Raw genomic sequence first — 20,784 nt, forward strand, 5'->3', positions numbered from 1 at the left:
AGCTACCGTGGGTGCCACTACCCTTGGAGTCATGCCGGAGTACATCTACACGATGCAGCGCGTGCGCAAGGCGCACGGTGACAAGGTAGTCCTCGACGATGTCACGCTGTCCTTCCTGCCCGGAGCCAAGATCGGCGTTCTGGGCCCGAACGGCACGGGCAAGTCAACGCTGCTCAAGATGATGGCGGGGCTCGAGCAGCCGTCCAACGGAGACGCGCGGCTGATGCCCGGCTTCACCGTCGGCATGCTGCAGCAGGAACCCCCGCTCAACGAGACCAAGACCGTTCTGGGCAACGTCGAGGAGGGTGTCGCCGAGACCAAGGCGATGCTCGACCGGTTCAACGCGATCGCCGAGCAGATGGCCACCGACTACAGCGACGAGCTGCTGGCAGAGATGGGCAAGCTGCAGGACGCGCTGGACCACCGCAACGCCTGGGACCTGGAGAGCCAGCTCGAGCAGGCCATGGACGCGCTCCGCTGCCCGCCCGGCGACGCGGAGGTCTCCCAGCTCTCCGGTGGTGAGCGCCGCCGCGTCGCGCTGTGCAAGCTCCTGCTGGAGCAGCCCGACCTGCTGCTGCTCGACGAGCCGACGAACCACCTCGACGCCGAGAGCGTCCAGTGGCTGGAGCAGCACCTGGAGAAGTACCCCGGCACCGTCCTGGCCGTCACCCACGACCGTTACTTCCTCGACAACGTGGCCGGCTGGATCCTGGAGCTCGACCGCGGCCGCTGCTACGCCTACGAGGGCAACTACTCCACCTACCTGGAGGCCAAGACCGCGCGTCTGAAGGTCGAGGGCCAGAAGGACGTCAAGCGCAAGAAGCGCCTGGAGGAGGAGCTCGAGTGGGTTCGCTCCAACGCCAAGGCCCGCCAGACGAAGAGCCGCGCCCGTCTCCAGCGCTACGAGGAGATGGCCGCTGAGGCGGACAAGTACCGCAAGCTCGACTTCGAGGAGATCCAGATCCCGCCGGGCCCGCGCCTCGGCACGACGGTGATCCGGGCGGAGAAGCTCTCCAAGGGCTTCGATGACCGCGTCCTCATCGACAGCCTCTCCTTCGACCTGCCCCGCAACGGCATCGTCGGCATCATCGGCCCGAACGGCGTCGGCAAGACCACGCTGTTCCGCATGATCACCGGCGGTGAGACGCCGGACGGCGGCGCCATCACCGTCGGCGACACCGTCAAGATCTCCTACGCCGACCAGAGCCGGGCGGGCATCGACCCGAAGAAGAACGTCTGGGAGGTCGTCTCCGACGGGCTCGACCACATCAAGGTCGGCAACGTCGAGATGCCGTCCCGGGCGTACGTCGCGGCGTTCGGCTTCAAGGGGCCGGACCAGCAGAAGCCGTCGGGCATCCTGTCCGGTGGCGAGCGCAACCGCCTCAACCTCGCCCTGACCCTCAAGCAGGGCGGCAACGTGCTGCTGCTCGACGAGCCCACCAACGACCTCGACACCGAGACCCTGTCCAGCCTGGAGAACGCGCTGCTCGACTTCCCGGGCTGCGCGGTGATCACCTCGCACGACCGGTGGTTCCTCGACCGCATCGCCACGCACATCCTGGCGTGGGAGGGCGGCTCGAACTGGTTCTGGTTCGAGGGCAACTTCGCCGACTACGAGAAGAACAAGGTCGACCGGCTCGGCGTGGACGCGGCTCGCCCGCACCGCGTCACCTACCGCAAGCTGACCCGGGACTAGCCGGCCCTTGGCCCCGGCGCAGGTCGCCGGGGCAGGGGGCCGGTCCCGGCCTCGGCCGGTGCTCGTCGCGACCCCGCCCGCGTGCGGAAACCGCGGGTGGAATACGGTTTCCGGTGTGTCCGGACAACCTCTCTCCGACGGCGTCGGCCGTGCTGTCGGCCGTACTGTCATGAGTGCCGCCGCCCCCGCCGACCGGCGACACGTCTTCCACCGGCAGGTCCGCTTCGGGGACATCGACAGCCTCGGCCATGTCAACAACGTGCGGTTCTTCGACTTCCTGGAGGACGCGCGGCTCGGCATGCTCGTCGTCGATCGGCTCCGCGAGGGCGACCGTCCGCACCGGGGCCTGGTGGTCGCCCGGCACGAGATCGACTACCGCCACCCGCTGACGTTCCGCCCCGATCCGGTACGCGTCGAGACCTGGGTGACCGAGATCAGGCCGGTCCGGTTCACGCTCGCGTACGAGATCAAGGACGACGAGCACGTCTTCGTCGAGGCGCGTTCGGTGATGGTCGCCTACGACGTTCAAGGCGCGCGCCCCCGTCGGCTCACCGAGGACGAGCTCGCCCATCTCAAGCGCTTCTTGGTCGAGGAGTGAGAGGTCAGTCGCGCAGCAGCCACGCTCCCGTGTCCGGCGGCAGCATGCCGCCGTCCAGGGGAGCGCTGGAGATCAGGACCCGCTCGTGGGGCGGTAGCCGTACCGGGTCGGTGCCGCAGTTGACGGCGCAGACCAGCGGGTCGCGGGAGAAGACCAGGGCGCCGGCGGGGGCGTCCAGCCAGGTGATCGTGTCCGGCAGCGTGCCCCGCAGGGATCGGCGCGCGGCCAGAGCCCGGCGATAGAACGACAAACTGGAGCCGGGGTCCGTCATCTGCCGCTCCACGGTCAGCCCCGCCCACTCGGGCGGTTGCGGCAGCCACGACCCGCCCGATCCGAAGCCGAACGGCGGGGCCGTCCCCGACCAGGGGAGCGGCACCCGGCAGCCATCCCGACCGGGCATCGCCCCCTTTGTTCGGAAATAGACAGGGTCCTGACGTACTTCCGGTGGAAGGTTCTTTACCTCGGTTAGCCCTAATTCCTCCCCTTGGTAGAGGTATGCCGACCCGGGGAGGGCGAGCATCGCCAGCAAGGCGGCACGCGCCCTGGCAAGCCCAGCCCCTGGATCCGCCGCGCCTTCGCCGTAGCGGGTGGCGTGCCGTACGACGTCGTGATTGGACAGCACCCACGTGGGCGCCCGCATCGCCGCCAGCGTGGTCTCGATGACCTCGCGGAACGCGTCGGCCGACCAAGGCGCCTCGAGCCAGGCGAAGTTGAAGCTCTGGTGCAGCTCGTCGGAGCGGACGTAGAGGGCGAGGTCCTCGGCCGAATCTGTCCAGACCTCGCCCACCGCGGCGCGGTCGCCGGGATAGGAGTCGAGCACGGCGCGCCACTCGCGATAGACCTGGTGCACCTCAGGGCGGCTCCAGATGGGCGACCGGGCGCCGAACCCGAGGGTGGTGTCGGGTAGCCCCTCCGCCTTGTGCAGGCCCATGGCGACGTCGATGCGGAAGCCGTCCACGCCCCGATCCAGCCAGAACCGCAACGTGGTGCGGAAGTCTTCCCGCACTTCCGGGTTGTTCCAGTTGAAATCGGGCTGCTGGGGCGCGAAGAGGTGGAGGTACCAATCGCCGTCCGGCAGCCGGGTCCACGCGGGCCCGCCGAAGACCGAGAGCCAGTTGTTCGGCTCCGTGTCCGGCCGTCCGGGTGGGGAGGGCCGGAAGATGTACCGATCGCGCTCAGGCGAGCTCTCAGGCGCGTTCAGGGCCTTCTGGAACCAGGGGTGGGCGGCGGAGCTGTGGTTGGGGACGATGTCGACCATCAGCCGCAGCCCCTGGCCGTGCGCGTCCGCCACCAGGTCGTCGAAGTCGTCCAGAGTGCCGAAGAGCGGATCGACGTCGCGGTAGTCCGCGACGTCGTAGCCGCCGTCCGCCATGGGGGAGCGATAGAACGGGGTCAGCCAGATCGCGTCGACGCCCAGGTCCGCGAGGTAGGGCAGCCGGCTCCGCACGCCGGCGAGATCGCCGACCCCGTCACCGGTGGAGTCGGCGAAGCTGCGGACGTAGATCTCGTAGACGACGGCGTCATGCCACCAGGGGGTTTCACGCATGCCCCAGGGCTGCCCCGTGGCAGAGAGCGTTATGCGTTCATCATGCTCTGGGCCGCGTAGACGAGGTAGCGCAGGAGCTGCTCTTCATGCTCGGGGGCGAGTTCCAGGGAGTGCACGGCGTCGCCCATGTGCTTGAGCCAGGCGTCCCGCTCCGCCTCGCCGATCGTGAACGGCACGTGCCGCATGCGCAGCCGGGGGTGGCCGCGCTCCTGGCTGTAGGTGTTGGGGCCGCCCCAGTACTGGATGAGGAACATCCGCAGCCGGTCTTCGGCGCCCTCAAGGTCGTCTTCGGGGTACATCGGGCGCAGCAGCGGGTCCGCGGCGACGCCTTCGTAGAAGCGGTGCACGAGCCGCCGGAACGTCTCCTCGCCTCCGACTGCCTCGTAAAACGTTGTCACCGCTTCAGCCTAGGCCAGTTACCGGTGAGTAGGTTCAGCCCGCGAAGGCCAGGTTCTTCTCGTCGAACGCCCTCTTGATCCGGATCCGCAGCTCGCGCGCCACCTCGGCCTGCTGCGCCGGGGCGGTCTTTACGCTGACCCGGAAGATGACCGACTTGTCGGAGATCTGCTCCAGGCCGTACACCTGGGGCTCCTCGACCAGGAGGGCGTCGCGGTGCTCCGGCTCCTCCCACATCGCCGTCGAGACGCCCTTGAGCAGCTCGCGCACCGTCGTGATGTCCGCCTCGTACGGCACGGTCACGTCGACGACCGCGCGCGACCAGCCCTGGGACTCGTTGCCGACCCGGCTGATGGTGCCGTTGCGGACGTACCAGACCTTGCCGTCGGCGTCCCGGATCCGGGTGATCCGCAGGGTGACGGCCTCGACGGTGCCGACCGCGACCCCGGTGTCGATGACATCACCCACGCCGTACTGGTCCTCAAGCAGCATGAACATGCCGGCGATGAAGTCCTTGACCAGCTCCTGCGCGCCGAAGCCGACCGCGACACCGATGATGCCGACGCTGGTGAGCAGCGGGGCCAGTTCGATGCCCAGGTTGGACAGGATCATCAGGGCGGCCGTGCCGAGAATCACAACCGAGGACAGGCTCCGCAGCACCGAGCCCATCGTCTCGGCCCGCTGCCTGCGGCGCTCGGTGAGGATCGCGGTGCTCGCCTCGCTCGACCCGGATGACATGGTCTTGAAGCGCTCCGGCAGGACGCCCTCGCTGGCCCGCAACGTCACCCGGGTGATGAGGCGGTGCGCGACGCTCCGCACCACCAAAGCGACGGCGAGGATCAGGAACAGGGTGAGCAGGGCGTCGACGATCCCGGCCACGAGCGGGACCCAGGGGTACACGCCGTCGGGGAAGGACGCGTTGAGGACCGAGCACGTCAGGCCCTTGCCGCTTTTGCACGTGTTGGCCACCGCGGTGAACGCCTCGCCCGCCTGGTCCACGAGATCCGGCTCAGGAGACGGTGACGGCATCGGCGCGTACAGGAACACGAGGTGGATCCCCCCGGATCGGTTCGGTCAGCAACGGGCAGGTAAACCTAACTCATTGTGCAGACTGGACCGGCCGTCGTCACATCGCCGGGGAAGGCAGATTCCCCCGCCCGGCGTCGGTACGGCGGGCAGGGGTTTCACCGCGACGAGCGGCAGGGCATGGCGTGCGCACCCGGAGCGCGCGCCATGCCGTTCATCGGAGGGATCCTCCTCGATCACCGTCCGATCCTGGCCGGTACGACCAGGATCGGACGGCGGCGTGCCGTGCTCGGCGTGGTTTCCGCCGGGCACGAGATGGTGGGGGCCGGGGGCGCACAGCGTCCCGTGCCGCCGCGTCAGGCGCGGCAGTCGCGGGGCGCTCCGCACCGTGCGCTCCGCCGGCCCCATGAGCCGCGACGTGCTAGTGCCCCTCCCGCCAATTTTTGCCCCGTCGCGTCGCCCAGGGCGGCACCTCGCTGCGTTGTCGTCGTCGGCCGTAGGCTCCGCTACGGCCTCCTCCTCCGCCTTGCGATTCACCACCCTGGACCACCGCTCCGTCCGGGCAAACCTTGCCGGTCACGGCACTAGTCGCTCACCGCGGCGAGCACTCGGGCGACCTTGCGCGCCGCACCGGCCGGGTCGTCCGCCCGGTGCATCCGCTCTCCCCAGGACCACCAGTAGTCCGTTGCCCTGCACACGACGTTCTCCGTGAGACTCGTGGCCTTCGGGTTGATCACCCGTACGAAGGGGCGGCCTGACTGGGTGCGTACGACTCGGGCGAGAAGGCCGCGGGAGTCGAGTTCGGATACCAGGAGTTCCAGACGCTGGAAATCGTCATCCTCCACTTCGGTGTCCTCCTTGGTTTTCGGCGAGCCCGATGCACCGGGCGTCTTTGACCCGGGCTTTTGGTCCTGGTGGGCTCAAGATGACTCACCAAGCATGAACGGGTCAACGCCGACCGTCGGCTCTGCGGTTAGGCAAACCCCCAAGTAGGTTGAAGAAAACCACCTGCTGAGGAACGATCCTTAGTCAGCACCTTCAACTACTCGTCCATGCCGGGCAAAAACTGGTCCATCATTCTTGTGTAGCCGCAGCGCGACAGAGACGTTACGCTGCGTCAGCAGATGAGGACCCTTCGGGACACGCGGTCGGCGCCATCACCCGTCCGCGAGAGAGGGGCCGGGATGTCCGGCAGGCAGCACAGGGAAACGGAGATCGCACGGCGGGTCAGGGCTCGGGGTCTGGCCGTCGGGCGGGCCGTGGCCGTGATCGCCGACGAGATCCATCTTGCGTGTGGACCGAAGTTCGGCACCACGAAGATCAAGGCGCACCGCCTGTCGAACGGCATCGCACTCGCGGATGTGATCGAGCAGGTACGGGCGCTATTCGAGCGGGACGGCAAAGCCGTCCCGGGGATCGGCGAGACGCTTCTGTCCGCCTACGAGTCGGGGCTGAAGAAGCCCGGACCGGAGTACCTCCACTACCTGTGTTCCGTCTACCGGGTGGAACCGGCCGCCCTCGGCTACGAAGGGCCGTGCATCTGTGGCCACGGCCACGGAACGCCCGGCAATGTCCGCGGCTGCGATTTCGAAGAGGGAATACCTGACACTTCCCCCAATGTGCGCGAGCTGTGGATACAGCCGGATGGCGGTAGTCCTTCCGCGGACGGGGGCGAGGAGGACGAGAACGTGCTACGGAGGACGCTGCTGAAGATCCTCGCCGGTACCCCGTTGGCTCTCGATGGCCAGGTGCTGGGTGCGGTGGAGAACATACGACGACACATGGACGAGACGATGGCCTCGGCGACCGTCTCGCCCGCGATGCTGGACCAGTGGGAGGAGACGACCACCGGTTTCGGCAGGCAGTACATGAACACCCCGCCGCTTCGCCTTCTCTGCGACGTGCTGCTGGAGTTCTCCACGGTGCGCAAGGCGCTGGAGCGGCGGCAGCCGGTCGACATCCAGGAACGGCTCTGCCGCATGACCGCTCAGCTCTCCGGGCTCTGCGGGATGATCATGATCGACCTCGGCGACCATCGCATGGCCCGGTCGTTCTTCCGCACCGGGCGTACGGCCGCCGACGAGACGGGCGACCGCGCGTTGCGTGCTTGGGTGAGCGCCCGCGAGGCGCTGGTCCCGCTCTACTACGGCGACCCGCGCGAGGCGCTCGCGCTGGCGAAGAAGAGCCGGGACATGGCCGGGCAGACGCCCTGCGCGGCCAAGACCATGGCACCGGTGGTCGAGGCCAGAGCGCTCGCCATGCTGGCCGGCAGCACCGGTCCCAAGAAGGAGGTCGTCGACCAGGCCAAGCGGGCGCTGTCCCGGGCCAGGGCGGCCTTCGCGCAGATGAGCAGCAACGACCAGGAGGACCCGGCCTTCGGCTATACCGAACGGCAGCTCTACTTCTACCAGGGCGACGTCCTGGTCAAGCTGGGGCAGACGTTGGAGGCGGACCTCATACTGGAGCAGGCGCTCGGCAAATACTCCGGTGAGGACCTGCTCGACCAGACCCTGATCCGCTTCGACCGCGCCCAGTGCCGCCTGATCGAGGGCGAGGTCGAGGAGGCGCTGGAGATGGGCCGCAAGGCCATCGAGATGATCGAGCGCGAATACCGCACCGAGCTGGTCATGCGCCCCGCGCAGGACCTGCTCAAGGCGGTCCAGTCGAAGTACGGCGACGTCCCCGCGCTCGCGGCCTTCCGGGAGTGTCTGCTGTCCGCCACGGAGGACGCCTCAGCCGCGGCCGCGGCGGCCGCCGTGACCCTCGAGCAGAACAGGCAGCAGACGTGACGGGGGCGATCCGGATCCGCCGCTACCGCTGGTCGGACCTCGACGAGGTCCTGGCGCTGCACCAGATCGGCCTCGCCCAGGTCGGCCTGATGCCGGGTGACGGCGTCTACTACGACGACGACTTCCCGCGTATCCAGGCGGTGTACCTCGCCGATCGGGGCGAGTTCCTGGTCGGCGAGGAGCCGGGCGGCGGCCGGATCGTCGCGATGGGAGGTCTGCGCCGCGTCGACGACGAGACCGCGGAGATGTGCCGGCTCCGAGTCCATCCGGAGTTTCAACGCCGCGGTTGCGGCGCGATGATCCTCGAACGGCTGGAGGAACGCGCCCGCGAGCTCGGCTACCACGTGCTGCGCGGGGACACCACCCTGCAGCAGGGGGCCGCCGTCGAGCTCTATCGGAAGTACGGCTGGCGCGAGATCCGGCGGGAGACACGCGGCGCAGCCATAGTGCTCTATGGGGAGAAATACCTTACTCCCGTTGTTTCACCGCAATTAATCAGATAAACCACCCTGCCGGGCCTTGCGGATTGCTGATTCGTGTCAATACTTATGCCTTGTCATGAACGGCGAGGGCCGCGGTGAGCGGAGTGGGCGGCGGAACAAGCCGCCCGCGAAGCGAACGTGGATCCAAGCGCGACCGTGTCACGGAAAAGAGGCACGATGAAGAAGATCATTATCCGCAAGCCCGGCACGGTGCGGCTCACCGGAACGTCGAGCGTGATTCACAAAGGGTGACCTGGAGCCCTCGGCAGAACGGCCGCGCAATCTGGGTCCGGGGGAGGCTTTCCCGTGATCGCCTGGCCGCCCTCCACGCCCTGGAGCTTCCTCCGCCCGTGGCGCCCCTGATCAATGGGCATCGACGGGTGCGCGGCCCCTACACCATCGGTGGCGCGCTGCTGCGTGCGCTCGTCCCAGCCGCGCTGGAGCGCGCCCCCGACCTGGTCGCCGCGTACGCTGTCGCGATCCGGGCCGCCGCCCCCGACCTCCGGCCGTTCGTGCCGTCCCAGGCGGAGCCGCTGAGTGACGGCCTCCACGAGGACGAGCGGATCCTGGTGCCGGCCCCCCGGCGGACACTGCGCCTCGCCAACGGCATCGCCGAGTTCGTACGGGACTGTCTGGACGGGCCGCGCGCGTTGCGCGTCGACAACGTCCACGAGGCCGACGCCACCGATCGTGAGCTGCTGGCCGTGCTCATGCGCCGTGTTCCCGCCCTGACCGTGGCCGTGGGCGCGCCCACGTCACCCGACGGATGGAGCGAGACGGACGTCGTCCTGGTCACGGCGCCGCCCGCGGAGGACGACACCGGCATCCGCGTCGACAACTACGCCGAGAACTTCATCGCCTCGGACGGCACCACCGACGACCCTCGGGCGTACGCGGCCTATCTGGCGCTGCCGCCGGCGGAGCGGGCTCGGGCGCATGACCGGAGGGCGGCTGAGCTGACCGGCGAGCACCTGCTGGGGGCGGTGCCGTACCACCGGGAGCTGGGCGGCGACCGGGAGGCCGCGCTGGCCGCGCTGTGGACGGCGGTGGACCACTGCGTCGGCGAGGGCTTCCTGCACGCCGTGGCCGAGCTCGGCCCGCGCGGGCTGCGTCTGGCCGCTCCCGGATCCGACCTTTGGTGGCGCTTCGCGCACCGCACGGCGACCGCGCTGGCGGGGATCGGCCGCCGGGCGGAGGCGTTCGAGATCTACGAGAGCGCCCGCCGCGCCAGCGTGGACCCCGCCGTCCACGCCGCGGCCGCGTACGGCACGGCCATGCTGGACGCCCGCGACCCCGACCCGGCGCGGCGCGATCTCGGCCGGGCATTGGGGTGGATCAACGAGGCGATCGCCGTCTCGACGCTGCTGCCCGACCGCCGGGAGCGTGCCTTCAAGCTCGGCTTCGACCGCAACGGGCGGGCGCTGATCGAGCTGCGGCAGGGCCGGATCGACGAGGCGCTGCGCCTGGTCGAGTCGGCGATCGAGTTGGCCGAGCGGGATCTCGCCCCGGACGCCCATCCCCAGCACCGGATGGTGCTGTTCGCCAACCGGGCGCAGCTCCTGGCCCGGGCCGGTCGGCGTGCGGACGCGCTGGAGGACTTCGACCGGGCCGTCGCGATCGATCCCGCGTTCCCCGACCACTATCTGGATCGCGGCAACCTGCTGCTCGCGATGGGCCGGCCGCAGGACGCGCTCGCCGACTACGAGACCGCGATCAGGCTCGGCCCGCCCCTGCCCGAGGCGTACTACAACCGGGCCGAGCTGCTCCTGTCCGCCGGTGACCTGGACGCGGCCCTGGCCGACCTGGACCACGTTCTGGAGCTGGACCCGGCCTTCCTGGACGCCTATGTGAACCGCGCGGGTGTCCTGGTGATGCTCGACGAGGACGAGGCGGCCCGGCGCGACGTCGAGGCGGGGCTGGTGATCGACCCGGGCAACCCGCACCTGCACGGCGTGCTCGGCCAGCTCGAAACCGCCGCCGGCCGGTACGGCGAGGCCCGGGCGGCGTTCGACACGGCGCTGGCGCGGGATCCGGGGCTCGCTGGGGCATGGGCGAACCGGGCGATCCTGCGCTACCAGACGGGTGACCTCGACGGCGCCGTGGCGGATCTGACCCGGGCCATCGAGCTCGGCGAGGACGCCGCCCTGTACGCCAACCGTGCGGTCGCCCTGCGCGACCTCGGCCGGCTGGACGAGGCCGCCGCCGATCTGACGCGGGCACGGGAACTCGATCCGGGCATCGACGTGGAGAGCTGAGCCGAAGCCGCGGGGGCGGTATCATGCACAGTTTGAGGCGAGAGCGCCAAGAAACCCAAGGATCAAGGCATGACTGCTGACTATGTGCTGACCCTGTCCTGTCCGGACCGTCCCGGTGTGGTCGCCGCCGTCTCGGGGCTGCTGGCCGGGCACGGCTGCAACATCACCGAGAGCCAGCAGTTCGGGGACCCCGTCGCCAACCGCTTCTTCATGCGCGTCCAGTTCACCGGCGACCTCCCGCTCGACGACCTGCACGCGGCCTTCACCGCGCTGGCGCCCGAGTACGGCATGGACCTCCAGCTCTTCGACCAGGCGGTCAAGCCGCGGGTGCTGGTGCTGGTCAGTAAGTTCGACCACTGCCTCAACGACCTGCTCTACCGGGCGCGCTCCGGCCTGCTGGACATCGAGATCGTCGCGGTCGCCTCCAACCACCCCGACCTGCGGCCGCTCACCCAGTCGTACGGCATCGACTACCACCACCTGCCGGTCACGCCGGAGACCAAGCCGCGGCAGGAGGCCGAGATCCTCGCGCTGGTCGAGCACTACCAGGCCGATCTGGTGGTGCTGGCCCGATACATGCAGGTGCTCTCGGAGGACCTGTGCGCCAAGCTGGCGGGACGAGTGATCAACATCCACCACTCGTTCCTGCCGTCGTTCAAGGGCGCCAAGCCGTACCACCAGGCGTACGCGCGGGGGGTCAAGCTGATCGGCGCGACCGCCCACTACGTGACGCACGACCTGGACGAGGGGCCGATCATCGAGCAGGAGGTCGCGCGGGTCAATCACACCCACTCGCCCGAGGACCTCGCCGCGATCGGCCGCGATGTCGAACGGCAGGCGCTGGCCCGCGCGGTCCGGTGGCACACCGAGCACCGGGTGCTGCTCGACGGCCACAAGACCATCGTCTTCCCCCGATAGGGAGCCGGCCCGACCGCTACATCCGCGCTCCGTCGGCACGGGGGCGTGGGGGTACGGCCGGGCCCGGTCAGGCCCGGCCGTACCCGCCGGTCAGGCGAGCCCGGTGTGCCGGGCGAGGAAGGCGAGCTGGTCGGCCGCGAGATCGACGCTCCGGCTCACCGCGCGCGCGCCGTGTCCGACCTCTGCCTCGTTGCGCAGCAGGATCGGGCGGTCGGCGGCCTGGGCGTGCTGCAGGGCGGCGGTCGTCTTCCAGGCGTGCAGCGGATGGACCCGGGTGTCGGAGGCGAAGACCGTGAACAGCGTCGCCGGATAGGAGACGCCCTCGCGGACGTGATGGTAGGGCGAGTAACTCCACAGCCAGCCGAACTCCTCCGGCACGGAGGCGGAGCCGTACTCGACGTTCCAGGTTTCGCCGAGACCGAACTTCTCGTAGCGGATCATGTCGAGCAGCGGCGCGGAGCAGACCACGGCGGCGTACAGCTCGGGCCGCTGGGTGAGCGCCGCACCGACCAGCAGGCCGCCGTTGGAGCCGCCGGAGATGCCGAGCTGCTCGGGCGTCGTCACGCCGGTCGCGATCAGGTGCTCGGCCGCCGCGTGCAGGTCGTCGTACACGTTCTGCTTGTTGCCGAGCATGCCGTCGCGGTGCCACTGCTCGCCCTGCTCACCGCCGCCCCGGAGCTGGGCGATGGCGTAGACGCCGCCCGCCTCGACCCAGGCCAGGATCGACCCGGAGTAGCCCGGGGTCATGGGGATGCCGAAGCCGCCGTAGCCGTACAGGATGGTGGGCCGGGGGCCGGAGCCCTCACGGGAGATCACCAGCATGTGGACCTCGGTGCCGTCCTTGGAACGGTAGACCACCTGCTCGGTGTTCACCGGAGGCACCTCGACCGCGCCGGGTGAGGCGGCCCAGAGCGACGTCTCGCCGGTGCGCGCGTCGAAGCGGTAGACGCTCGGCGGCGTGGTGTTGTCCGTGTAGGAGAACCACGCCTCGTGGCCCCCCTCGGGGCGCTCGGTGATGCCGCCGATGGAGCCGAGACCGGGCGTCGGCACCTCGCCGATCCGGACGCCCGTCTCCAACGTGTGGATCGCGATCTCGGAGACGGCGTGCCGGGTCCAGCCGACGAGCATGACCGGCTCGTCCAGGTCATCGAGGATCGCGAAGTCGGAGAGCACCGCCTCGGAGTCCTCGGGGATCAGGTCGCGCCAGTGCTCGTACGTCGGCGTCTCGGGCGAGGTCACGCAGATCCGGGCCCGGGGCGCGTCCCGGTCGGTGAACACGTACAGCCGGCCGTCACGGCCGAAGTGCAGGCCCGTCTGCGCGTCGACGCCCTCCTGGACGGTGACCAGCGCGGGCGCCTCGAGCGGCGAGGCGGTCAGATCCGCTACCCACAGGTCGTTGCGCGGGGCCGTGCCCTGCGCGGCGGAGACGGTCAGCCAGCGGCCGTCGCGGGAGACCGAGACGCCGTAGTAGTTCGTCTTCTCCAGCCCCTCGCCGAAGATCAGCACGTCGCCGTCCGGAGAAGTGCCGACCCGGTGCAGGTAGACCCGCCGGTGGAACTGCTCCTCGCCCTCGGGGACCTCCGACGGCGCCAGCTTGCGCACGTAGTAGAACGCCTCGCCGCCGGGCAACCAGGCGATGGGGGAGTAGCGGCACCGGTCGATCGGCCCCTCGATGACCTCCCCCGTCTCGACGTCGAGCACATGGAGCCGCGACTCCTCGTCACCGCCGACCGAGATCTGGTACGCGAGGCGGGCGCCCTCCTTGTCCGGCTGGTAGGAGTCCAGGGTGGTCAGCCCCGAGGGGTCGAGCGCCATCGGGTCGATCAGCGCCCGCTCGCCCTGACCGTCCGCCACGTACAGGACCGCGTGCTCCTGGTCGGGCGTGCGGCGCATGAAGAACCGCCGCTCGCCGCGCCATGCGGGCGGACCGACCGAGCCGGAGCGCAGCAGTGCGGCGACGCGCTCACGGAAGCGCTCGCGGTCGGGCAGCTCCGTGCTCTTGAAGAGGTCGTCCTGCGCGTCCAGCCACTCCTTGGTGGCCGGGTCGTCCGCGTCCTCCAGCCATCGGTAGGGGTCGGGGACAGGGGTTCCGTGCAGGTCGTCGACGATGTCGTCGCGGCGGGCGGGTGGATACGACAGTCCGGTCATGCCTCGCACTTTAAAGCAGGTCGCTGACAGGAGCGTGCCGCTCGTCAGGAGTAAAAAGAGCCTCGAAAGGGGATAAACGTCAACAGGCGTCCCAATCGTGAACCTCACTCGCGCTTTATGGGGTGGCGGATGGGGCGCGGCAAAGGCCACACTTTGGTGGAGGGCGGTGCCGTGGTGACCATCCGCTGGACCGTCCGGCGGAGGTCCCTGTGACGGAAGCACCCGGGTCCCAACCGACGGGACCACAACCAGGGCGCACAGCCGTGCTCCCGCGCCATCTCAGCCCGGCTCACGAGATGGCGAAGGAGGTCGGCTGATGCGCCAAGTACTCCTTCTCAATGCCACCTACGAGCCGTTGACCACGCTGTCCCTGCACCGGGCGGTCATCCTGGTGCTGCGCGACAAGGCGGAGGTCGTTCATCAGGACGGACGGGGGGCGGTGCTGCGTTCGGCCAGCCGCACCCTCGACGTGCCGTCGGTGATCCGGCTGAGGCGATATGTCCGCATCCCCTATCGGTCTCGCATCCCGCTCACGCGGGCCGCACTCATGCGGCGGGACGACTTCCGCTGCGCGTACTGCGGGCAGCGGGCCGAGACCATCGACCATGTCATCCCCCGCTCCAAGGGCGGTCCCCACACCTGGGAGAACTGCGTCGCCTCCTGCATGCCGTGCAACCACCGCAAGGCGGACCGGCTGCTTGAGGACCTCGGGTGGACGCTGCGCGTCACCCCGGTGGTGCCGCGCGGCCCCCATTGGCGGCTCATCGGCGCGCAGTTCGACGGTGACCCGCAGTGGGCGCCCTATCTCGCCGAGTCCGCCGCCTGACCCAGGACCCGGATGACTGACAAATCGACGTGGACCTTCACCGCCGCCGCGGAGACCTTCGCCGCGGCGGCCGAGGGCTGGCTGCTGCGCGACCCGGTGCGCAACACGGCCGCGCTGACCGTGCTCCGGAGCCTGCGGAGCGGCCAGTTCTCGGAGAACCCGCTCATGGGGTGGTTCACCGAGGGAGGTTCGGTGGAGGGGGCGATGATCCACACCGCCCCCTATCCGCTGCTGCTCGCCGCCGTCCCCTTGGCCGCCATCCCGTCCCTGGTGAGCGAGCTGATCGCTCTCGGCAGGTCGCTGTCCGGCGTCAACGGTCCCGTTGAACAGGCGGAGGCGTTCGCCCGCGCCTGGTGGGAGCCCGAGCGGGGCCGCCGCTCCGATCGCCTCTACCGGCTCGGGACCCCGGTCCCGCCCAGCGTCCCGGGCGCGGCCCGTACGGCCGTCGCCGCCGACATGCCGCGGGCGGTCCAGTGGATCCGGGAGTTCGAGGTGGAGGCCGATGTGGAGGTGAGCGCCGACCCCACCCCGGTGGTCGCGGCCCGGATCAACAGGAACGAGCTCGTGTGGTGGGAGGACGGCGGCCGCCCCGTCGCGCTGGCCTGTGTCTCGACGCCCATCGCAGGGATGTCACGGGTGGGGCCGGTCTACACGCCGCCGGAGTTCCGCGGCAGGGGGTACGGCTCGGCCGTCACGTACGCCGTGACCAGGAAGGCGCTGGACGAGGGGGCCGCCGAGGTGCTGCTCTTCGCCGACCTGGCCAACCCGCGCTCGAACTCCATCTATCAGGCCCTGGGGTACGAACCCGTGGCCGACTACGCCCGCATCAGCTTCCGCTGAGGGGCCCCCGGCCCCACCCAACCCACCGTCCTGAACGAGGCCGTACGCTACGGACATGCCTCGTTATGACTACCGTTGCCGCTCCTGCGGATCGACCTTCGAGCTGAACAGGTCCATGGCCGAGGCGAACGCGCCTGCCACCTGCCCCTCGGGACACGACGACACGGTGAAGCTGCTCTCGACCGTGGCCGTCACGGGCGGCGCCGCCGCCCCGCGTCCCAGCGGTGGCGGCGGCGGTTGCTGCGGTGGCGGTTGCTGCGGCTGACCGGACTCAGGCCGCGGCGCGGCGCTGGAACGGCAGGTAACGCTCGGGAAGGTGGGGGCGGGCCGGCAGGTCGGTGGGCTCCACCGCGGCGACGCGGTCGAGCCGGAACGCCCGGATCCCGCTCCGCATCCGGCACCAGCCCACGAGGTACCAGTGGTCGCGGTGGGCCATGAAGGTGACCGGCTCGACGTTCCGGGTGGTCATCCGGCCGGTGGCGTCGCGGTACTGGATCTGGAGCACCAGCCGGGCGGTGATCGCGTTGGCGATCACCCTGGCGCGCCGGGCGACGTCGGTGGGGAGCGGCGTGGTCAGCGTGGTCAGGGTGGTGGCGGTGACGTCGTCGTTCAGGTCGAGATGCTGGAAGGCGTGGCGCAGCCCGCGGCGGGCGGTGACGGACTGCGGGCCGGTCCCGAGGTGGGCCAGGGACAGGGCCAGTGCGGCGAGCTCAGCGGTCGTCAGGGTGTTCCTAATGACGTTGGCCATACCATAATTTTACCTCCCCCGACTGACATTTTTTCGAACGCGTGGTCGGCGGAGAGGTGATTGTCCCCTCTCAGCGAGCCCATCCCCGAAGCGCTCTGAAACGGCCGGAGGGGATCGGGGCGGCCGCCCCGATCCCCTCCGTATGACGGAAGACCGACTAGCGCGAGAGCTGCGAGATGTCCCTGGAGGCCCCCGTCGAGGCGGAGGTGGTCAGGGCCGCGTACGCCTGGAGCGCCGCCGACACCGGCCGGTTGCGGTCGCGCGGACGGTAGCCGCCGAGCTCGGCGAGCAGCTTCTCCCGGCGGGCGGCCAGCTCGCTCTCGGTCACCTTCACCTCGATCGAGCGGGCCGGGATGTCGATCTCGATGGGGTCGCCGTTCTCGACCAGGGCGATGAGCCCGCCCTCGGCCGCCTCCGGGGAGGCGTGGCCGATGGACAGACCGGACGTGCCGCCGGAGAAGCGCCCGTCGGTGATCAGCGCGCACGCCTTGCCCAGGCCCTTGCCCTTGAGGAAGCTCGTCGGGTAGAGCATCTCCTGCATGCCGGGGCCGCCCTTGGGGCCCTCGTAGCGGATCACGACCACGTCGCCCGCGGAGACCTTGCCCGAGAGGATGCCGTCGACCGCGTCCTCCTGCGACTCGAACACCACCGCCGGGCCGGAGAACTTCCAGATCGACTCGTCCACACCGGCCGTCTTGACGATGCAGCCGTCGGGGGCGATGTTGCCGTACAGCACGGCGAGGCCGCCGTCCTTGGTGTAGGCGTGCTCGGCGTCGCGGATGCAGCCCTCGGCGCGGTCGAGGTCGAGCGAGTCCCAGCGGGCGTCCTGCGAGTACGCCTTGACCGTGCGGACGTTGCCCGGCGCGGCGTGCCAGAGCTCGATCGCCTCGTCGCGGACCTCCGGCGACTTGGGGTCCCAGGCGGAGAGGTATTCGCCGAGCGAGGAGGCGTGGATGCTGGGCACGTCGCGGTGCAGCAGCCCGGCCCGGTCGAGCTCGCCCAGGATGCCGGGGACGCCGCCGGCGCGGTGCACGTCCTCGACGTGGTACTTGGCCGTCGCGGGAGCGACCTTGCACAGGCACGGCACCCGCAGCGACAGCTCGTTGATCTCCTTGAGCCCGAAGTCGACACCGGCCTCGCGGGCCGCGGCGAGCAGGTGGAGGATCGTGTTCGTCGAGCCGCCCATGGCGACGTCGAGCGCCATGGCGTTCTCGAACGCGTCACGGGTGGCGATGCTCCTGGGCAGCACCGACTCGTCGTCCTGCTCGTAGTAGCGCCGGGTGATCTCGACGACCGTGCGGCCGGCCTCCTCGAACAGGGCCTTGCGCGCCTTGTGCGTGGCCAGGGTCGTGCCGTTGCCGGGCAGCGCCAGGCCGATCGCCTCGGTGAGGCAGTTCATCGAGTTGGCGGTGAACATGCCGCTGCAGGAACCACAGGTCGGGCAGGCGTTCTCCTCCATTTCGAGAAGGGCCTCGTCGCTCACGCTGTCGTCCGCCGCCGCGATCATCGGGTCGATCAGGTCGAGCTTGCGGCCGGGGGTCTTGCCCGCCTCCATGGGGCCGCCGGAGACGAACACCGTCGGGATGTTCAGCCGGAAGGCGGCCAGCAACATGCCCGGGGTGATCTTGTCGCAGTTGGAGACGCAGATCAGCGCGTCCGCGCAGTGGGCGTTGACCATGTACTCGACCGCGTCCGCGATGAGCTCGCGCGAGGGCAGCGAGTACAGCATGCCGCCGTGGCCCATCGCGATGCCGTCGTCGACCGCGATCGTGTTGAACTCGCGGGGGATCGCCCCGGCCTCGCGCACCGCGGCGGCGACGACGTCGCCGACCTCGCGAAGGTGGACGTGACCGGGGACGAACTGGGTGAAGCTGTTGGCCACCGCCACGATGGGCTTCCCGAAGTCACTCCCGGCTACACCGGTCGCCCGGAGCAGGGCCCGGGCACCGACCATGTTTCTGCCGTGTGTGACCGTACGAGACCTGAGGGCTGGCATGACGTCGCTCCCATCGAAGACAGTGAGTCCTCAAATGGTACGGCCGTCGCCGGAGGAAACTGGTCGCGTGCTCAGCTCTCGGGATAACGCGGCGGCAGAACGCGTTCGGCGGCGCGGTAGATGGAGTCGATTTCCGCCGACGTGAGCGACCGCTCCCGCTTGGTGATCCACTTGCGGACCATGCTGCCGGAGAAGACGTCCACGTCGCGTACGTTGAGGATGCGCCAGGGGATGGCCGGCCCGTAGATCGCCAGCGAGGGGACCACATGGATCTCGCGGCCCAGGGCCTTGCCGATCAGCTCGCTCGCCTGGGACGCCTCCCAGCGCGCCTCGTCGAGGCGTGGCTTCTGGTTGAACGGCCCATGGAACAGCTTGCGGTGGGACTGCACCCGCACCGGCAGCCGTTTGTCCCACTTCTCGGAGTCGACGGCGTAGACACCCGTCGGGCCGATCACGAGATGGTCGATCTGGGCGTCGCTGCCCGGGACGGCGCGGGCGTGGAGCGTGCGGAAGCCGTTGCGCTCCAGCCGCTTGAGCTGGTACTCGGTGCGCCGCTCCGCCGCCGAAGGGCGCCGCCACGCCGGGATCGAGGACACGCTGCGTGCCCGGTACATCGTGTCGGCGATGGCCGCGACGATCGCGGCGGTCAGACCGATGCGCCAGCCGCCGAGCAGGAATCCGACGACCACACCGGCGGCGAGGGCGACCAGCGCACGTCGCAGCAGGTGGTGGTAGTCGAACCGACTGGCGAGAGCCTTCAAGGAGGCCCGCTCCACCGGGGCGTAGGTGGTGGACGCGGCCTCTTCCGGCGGCGTCGCGGGTCGATCCGACGACTCGTCACTGACCCAGATCGGTGACGTATCGTGACCGTCTTCTGGCGCTAGACCGGTATCCACATCACTCACCGTAGTTGAGCCTTCGGCGGGTTGCCTAGTGTTGGGTGGTTCATACTTTTGTGGCTGGCTTCACCGGATTGGTGGGCCCGCCAGGTGGGTATCGTCTCTAGATATCTTCGCGCCGCGGGCCTACCGTGCGGTAGTGGCCCACATTCACGATCTTACTGCGCTGGAGCAGGCGGCAGCCGTACGGAACAGGGAACTGTCACCTGTCGAGATCACCGAGCACTACCTGGAACGAGCCGAGCGGCTGAACGAAGAGGTCGGCGCGTTCGTCACCCTCACCGCCGACCGGGCGTTGGAGGAAGCGCGCAAGCTGGAGGCCCAGGTTCTCGCGTCCGACGACCCGCCTCCGTTCCTCGGCGTGCCGATCCCCGTCAAAGACCTCAACCTGGTGAAGGACGTGCCGATCTTCTTCGGCTCCGCCGCCTACGAGGGTTTCATCGCGCCGGTGGACGACAGCGTCGTCGAGCGGCTGCGCGACGCCGGCACGATCATGCTCGGCAAGACGAGCACGCCCGAGTTCGGGCTGCCGTGCTACACCGAGACCGCCGTCGGCCCGCCCGCGCGTACGCCCTGGGACCTGACGCGCTCGGCCGGAGGGTCGAGCGGGGGAGCGGCCGCCGCCGTCGCGGCCGGTCTGGCTCCGGCGGCGCACGGCAGCGACGGGGCGGGCTCCATCCGGATCCCCGCCTCGGTCTGCGGCCTGTACGGCATCAAGCCGACCCGCGGCCGCATCTCGTTCGCGCCGATCATCCCCGACCTCGCCGGCCTGTCCACCAACGGCCCGATCACGCGCGACGTCGCCGACGCGGCGGCGCTGCTCGACGTGATGGCCCACAACAATCCCGGCGACCTGTACTGGGCCCCGCCGCCGGAGCGCGGCTCCTTCTCCGCCTACGTCGGCGTGGAGCCCGGCCGGTTGCGGATCGCGCGGTACGCCACGCCGGTCGTCCCGGACGCGGACGTGCATCCGGAGGTGCTGGCCGCGTACGAGAGCGCGTCCGCGCTGCTGGAGTCACTGGGGCACGAGGTGGTGGACATCGATCCACCCTTCGGCGCCGACGTGGTGCCCGAGTTCGTGAAGCTGTGGTTCACCTTCGCCTGCATGCACCCGGTGGCCGAGGGGGTGGAGTCCCGGCTGCGCCCGCTCACCGCCTGGCTGCGGGAACGCGGTTTCGCCACCGCGGCTCCGGACTTCCTGAAGGCGCAGTCGGCGCTCCAGCTCGCCACCCGTTTCGCGCTGCTCATCACCGACGAGTACGACGCCGTGCTGACGCCCACCGTGACCAGGCCGCCCGTCCCGGTGGGCTGGTTCGAGGACGTGGACACGCCCGAGGAGACCTTCGAGCGGATGAAGCGCTTCGCACCGTTCGCCGCCACGTACAACATCAGCGGGCAGCCGGCGGTCAACCTGCCGCTGCACTGGTCGCCCGAAGGGCTGCCGGTCGGCGTCATGCTCGCCGGGCGGTTCGGCGACGAGGGGACGCTGATCTCGCTCTCGGCTCAGATCGAGGCGTCCGTGGGCGGCTTCTGGGGCGAACGCCGGCCGTCCGTGTGGTGAGCCCGGCCCGTCGCCGCCTCCCACGCGGGCGGGCTCGACCCGTTCTCACCTGCGGAGTTA

The 20,784-nt window shown here is 69.8% G+C and carries 18 protein-coding genes; 10 read left to right on the forward strand and 8 right to left on the reverse strand.

Going from position 1 to position 20,784, the window contains the following annotated elements:
- Positions 1–31 precede the first annotated feature (31 nt).
- Together ettA and ACQP1V_RS10655 are read left to right on the forward strand one after the other, a co-directional pair.
- Positions 32–1,696, forward strand: coding sequence for an energy-dependent translational throttle protein EttA (gene ettA, locus ACQP1V_RS10650; RefSeq protein ID WP_433421497.1), 1,665 nt, complete (start codon positions 32–34; stop codon positions 1,694–1,696).
- A gap of 115 nt (positions 1,697–1,811) precedes the next feature.
- Positions 1,812–2,294, forward strand: coding sequence for an acyl-CoA thioesterase (locus tag ACQP1V_RS10655; protein WP_433421500.1), 483 nt, complete (start codon positions 1,812–1,814; stop codon positions 2,292–2,294).
- A gap of 4 nt (positions 2,295–2,298) precedes the next feature.
- Here ACQP1V_RS10655 and ACQP1V_RS10660 read toward each other — a convergent pair whose 3' ends face one another.
- The 4 genes from ACQP1V_RS10660 to ACQP1V_RS10675 form a co-directional block, all read right to left on the reverse strand.
- Entirely contained in the window at positions 2,299–3,840 is a 1,542-nt protein-coding gene (locus ACQP1V_RS10660; protein WP_433421503.1) for a glycoside hydrolase family 13 protein, read from the reverse strand.
- Positions 3,841–3,869: 29 nt separating this feature from the next.
- The gene (locus ACQP1V_RS10665) at positions 3,870–4,238 is read right to left on the reverse strand and encodes a globin (protein WP_067141110.1); all 369 of its coding nucleotides are present in this window, start codon (positions 4,236–4,238) and stop codon (positions 3,870–3,872) included.
- A 34-nt stretch (positions 4,239–4,272) separates the two neighbouring features.
- The gene (locus tag ACQP1V_RS10670; RefSeq protein WP_433421506.1) at positions 4,273–5,283 is read right to left on the reverse strand and encodes a mechanosensitive ion channel family protein; all 1,011 of its coding nucleotides are present in this window, start codon (positions 5,281–5,283) and stop codon (positions 4,273–4,275) included.
- Between the two features lie 563 nt (positions 5,284–5,846).
- Positions 5,847–6,107: a hypothetical protein gene (locus ACQP1V_RS10675; RefSeq protein WP_387416524.1), complete on the reverse strand. Its 261-nt coding sequence runs from the start codon at positions 6,105–6,107 to the stop codon at positions 5,847–5,849.
- Between the two features lie 339 nt (positions 6,108–6,446).
- On the opposite strand from ACQP1V_RS10675, the gene ACQP1V_RS10680 reads away from it, so the two are divergent.
- The 4 genes from ACQP1V_RS10680 (at position 6,447) to purU (ending at position 11,706) form a co-directional block, all read left to right on the forward strand.
- Positions 6,447–8,051: an XRE family transcriptional regulator gene (locus tag ACQP1V_RS10680; RefSeq protein WP_433421509.1), complete on the forward strand. Its 1,605-nt coding sequence runs from the start codon at positions 6,447–6,449 to the stop codon at positions 8,049–8,051.
- On the forward strand, positions 8,048–8,554 hold the full coding sequence (locus ACQP1V_RS10685) for a GNAT family N-acetyltransferase (RefSeq protein ID WP_433421512.1): 507 nt from the start codon (positions 8,048–8,050) through the stop codon (positions 8,552–8,554). The genes ACQP1V_RS10680 and ACQP1V_RS10685 overlap by 4 nt, the downstream gene beginning before the upstream one ends.
- A gap of 329 nt (positions 8,555–8,883) precedes the next feature.
- On the forward strand, positions 8,884–10,788 hold the full coding sequence (locus ACQP1V_RS10690) for a tetratricopeptide repeat protein (RefSeq protein ID WP_433421515.1): 1,905 nt from the start codon (positions 8,884–8,886) through the stop codon (positions 10,786–10,788).
- A 69-nt stretch (positions 10,789–10,857) separates the two neighbouring features.
- A complete protein-coding gene (gene purU, locus ACQP1V_RS10695; RefSeq protein ID WP_433421518.1) occupies positions 10,858–11,706 on the forward strand; it encodes a formyltetrahydrofolate deformylase in 849 nt (282 codons plus the stop codon).
- A gap of 90 nt (positions 11,707–11,796) precedes the next feature.
- Here the strand turns inward: purU and ACQP1V_RS10700 are convergent, their stop codons facing one another.
- On the reverse strand, positions 11,797–13,854 hold the full coding sequence (locus ACQP1V_RS10700; protein ID WP_433421521.1) for a prolyl oligopeptidase family serine peptidase: 2,058 nt from the start codon (positions 13,852–13,854) through the stop codon (positions 11,797–11,799).
- A 316-nt stretch (positions 13,855–14,170) separates the two neighbouring features.
- Between ACQP1V_RS10700 and ACQP1V_RS10705 the strand changes: the two genes are divergently transcribed.
- Genes ACQP1V_RS10705 through ACQP1V_RS10715 form a run of 3 tightly spaced genes read left to right on the forward strand, consistent with a single transcriptional unit; the run spans position 14,171 to position 15,785 of the window.
- Positions 14,171–14,680, forward strand: coding sequence for an HNH endonuclease (locus ACQP1V_RS10705; protein ID WP_433421524.1), 510 nt, complete (start codon positions 14,171–14,173; stop codon positions 14,678–14,680).
- Positions 14,681–14,692: 12 nt separating this feature from the next.
- On the forward strand, positions 14,693–15,520 hold the full coding sequence (locus ACQP1V_RS10710) for a GNAT family N-acetyltransferase (protein ID WP_433421527.1): 828 nt from the start codon (positions 14,693–14,695) through the stop codon (positions 15,518–15,520).
- Positions 15,521–15,575: 55 nt separating this feature from the next.
- A complete protein-coding gene (locus ACQP1V_RS10715; protein WP_084259568.1) occupies positions 15,576–15,785 on the forward strand; it encodes an FmdB family zinc ribbon protein in 210 nt (69 codons plus the stop codon).
- A gap of 6 nt (positions 15,786–15,791) precedes the next feature.
- Here ACQP1V_RS10715 and ACQP1V_RS10720 read toward each other — a convergent pair whose 3' ends face one another.
- The 3 genes from ACQP1V_RS10720 to ACQP1V_RS10730 form a co-directional block, all read right to left on the reverse strand.
- A complete protein-coding gene (locus ACQP1V_RS10720) occupies positions 15,792–16,268 on the reverse strand; it encodes a helix-turn-helix transcriptional regulator (protein ID WP_067141082.1) in 477 nt (158 codons plus the stop codon).
- A 157-nt stretch (positions 16,269–16,425) separates the two neighbouring features.
- Positions 16,426–18,264 (reverse strand): dihydroxy-acid dehydratase, encoded by a 1,839-nt coding sequence (ilvD, locus tag ACQP1V_RS10725; protein ID WP_433421530.1) that lies wholly within the window; start codon positions 18,262–18,264, stop codon positions 16,426–16,428.
- Between the two features lie 71 nt (positions 18,265–18,335).
- On the reverse strand, positions 18,336–19,160 hold the full coding sequence (locus tag ACQP1V_RS10730; RefSeq protein WP_433421533.1) for a nuclease-related domain-containing protein: 825 nt from the start codon (positions 19,158–19,160) through the stop codon (positions 18,336–18,338).
- Positions 19,161–19,302: 142 nt separating this feature from the next.
- On the opposite strand from ACQP1V_RS10730, the gene ACQP1V_RS10735 reads away from it, so the two are divergent.
- A complete protein-coding gene (locus tag ACQP1V_RS10735) occupies positions 19,303–20,724 on the forward strand; it encodes an amidase (protein WP_433421536.1) in 1,422 nt (473 codons plus the stop codon).
- Positions 20,725–20,784: the final 60 nt, after the last annotated feature.

This window comes from Microtetraspora malaysiensis (assembly GCF_050947145.1).
Lineage (GTDB): Bacteria > Actinomycetota > Actinomycetes > Streptosporangiales > Streptosporangiaceae > Microtetraspora_A > Microtetraspora_A malaysiensis.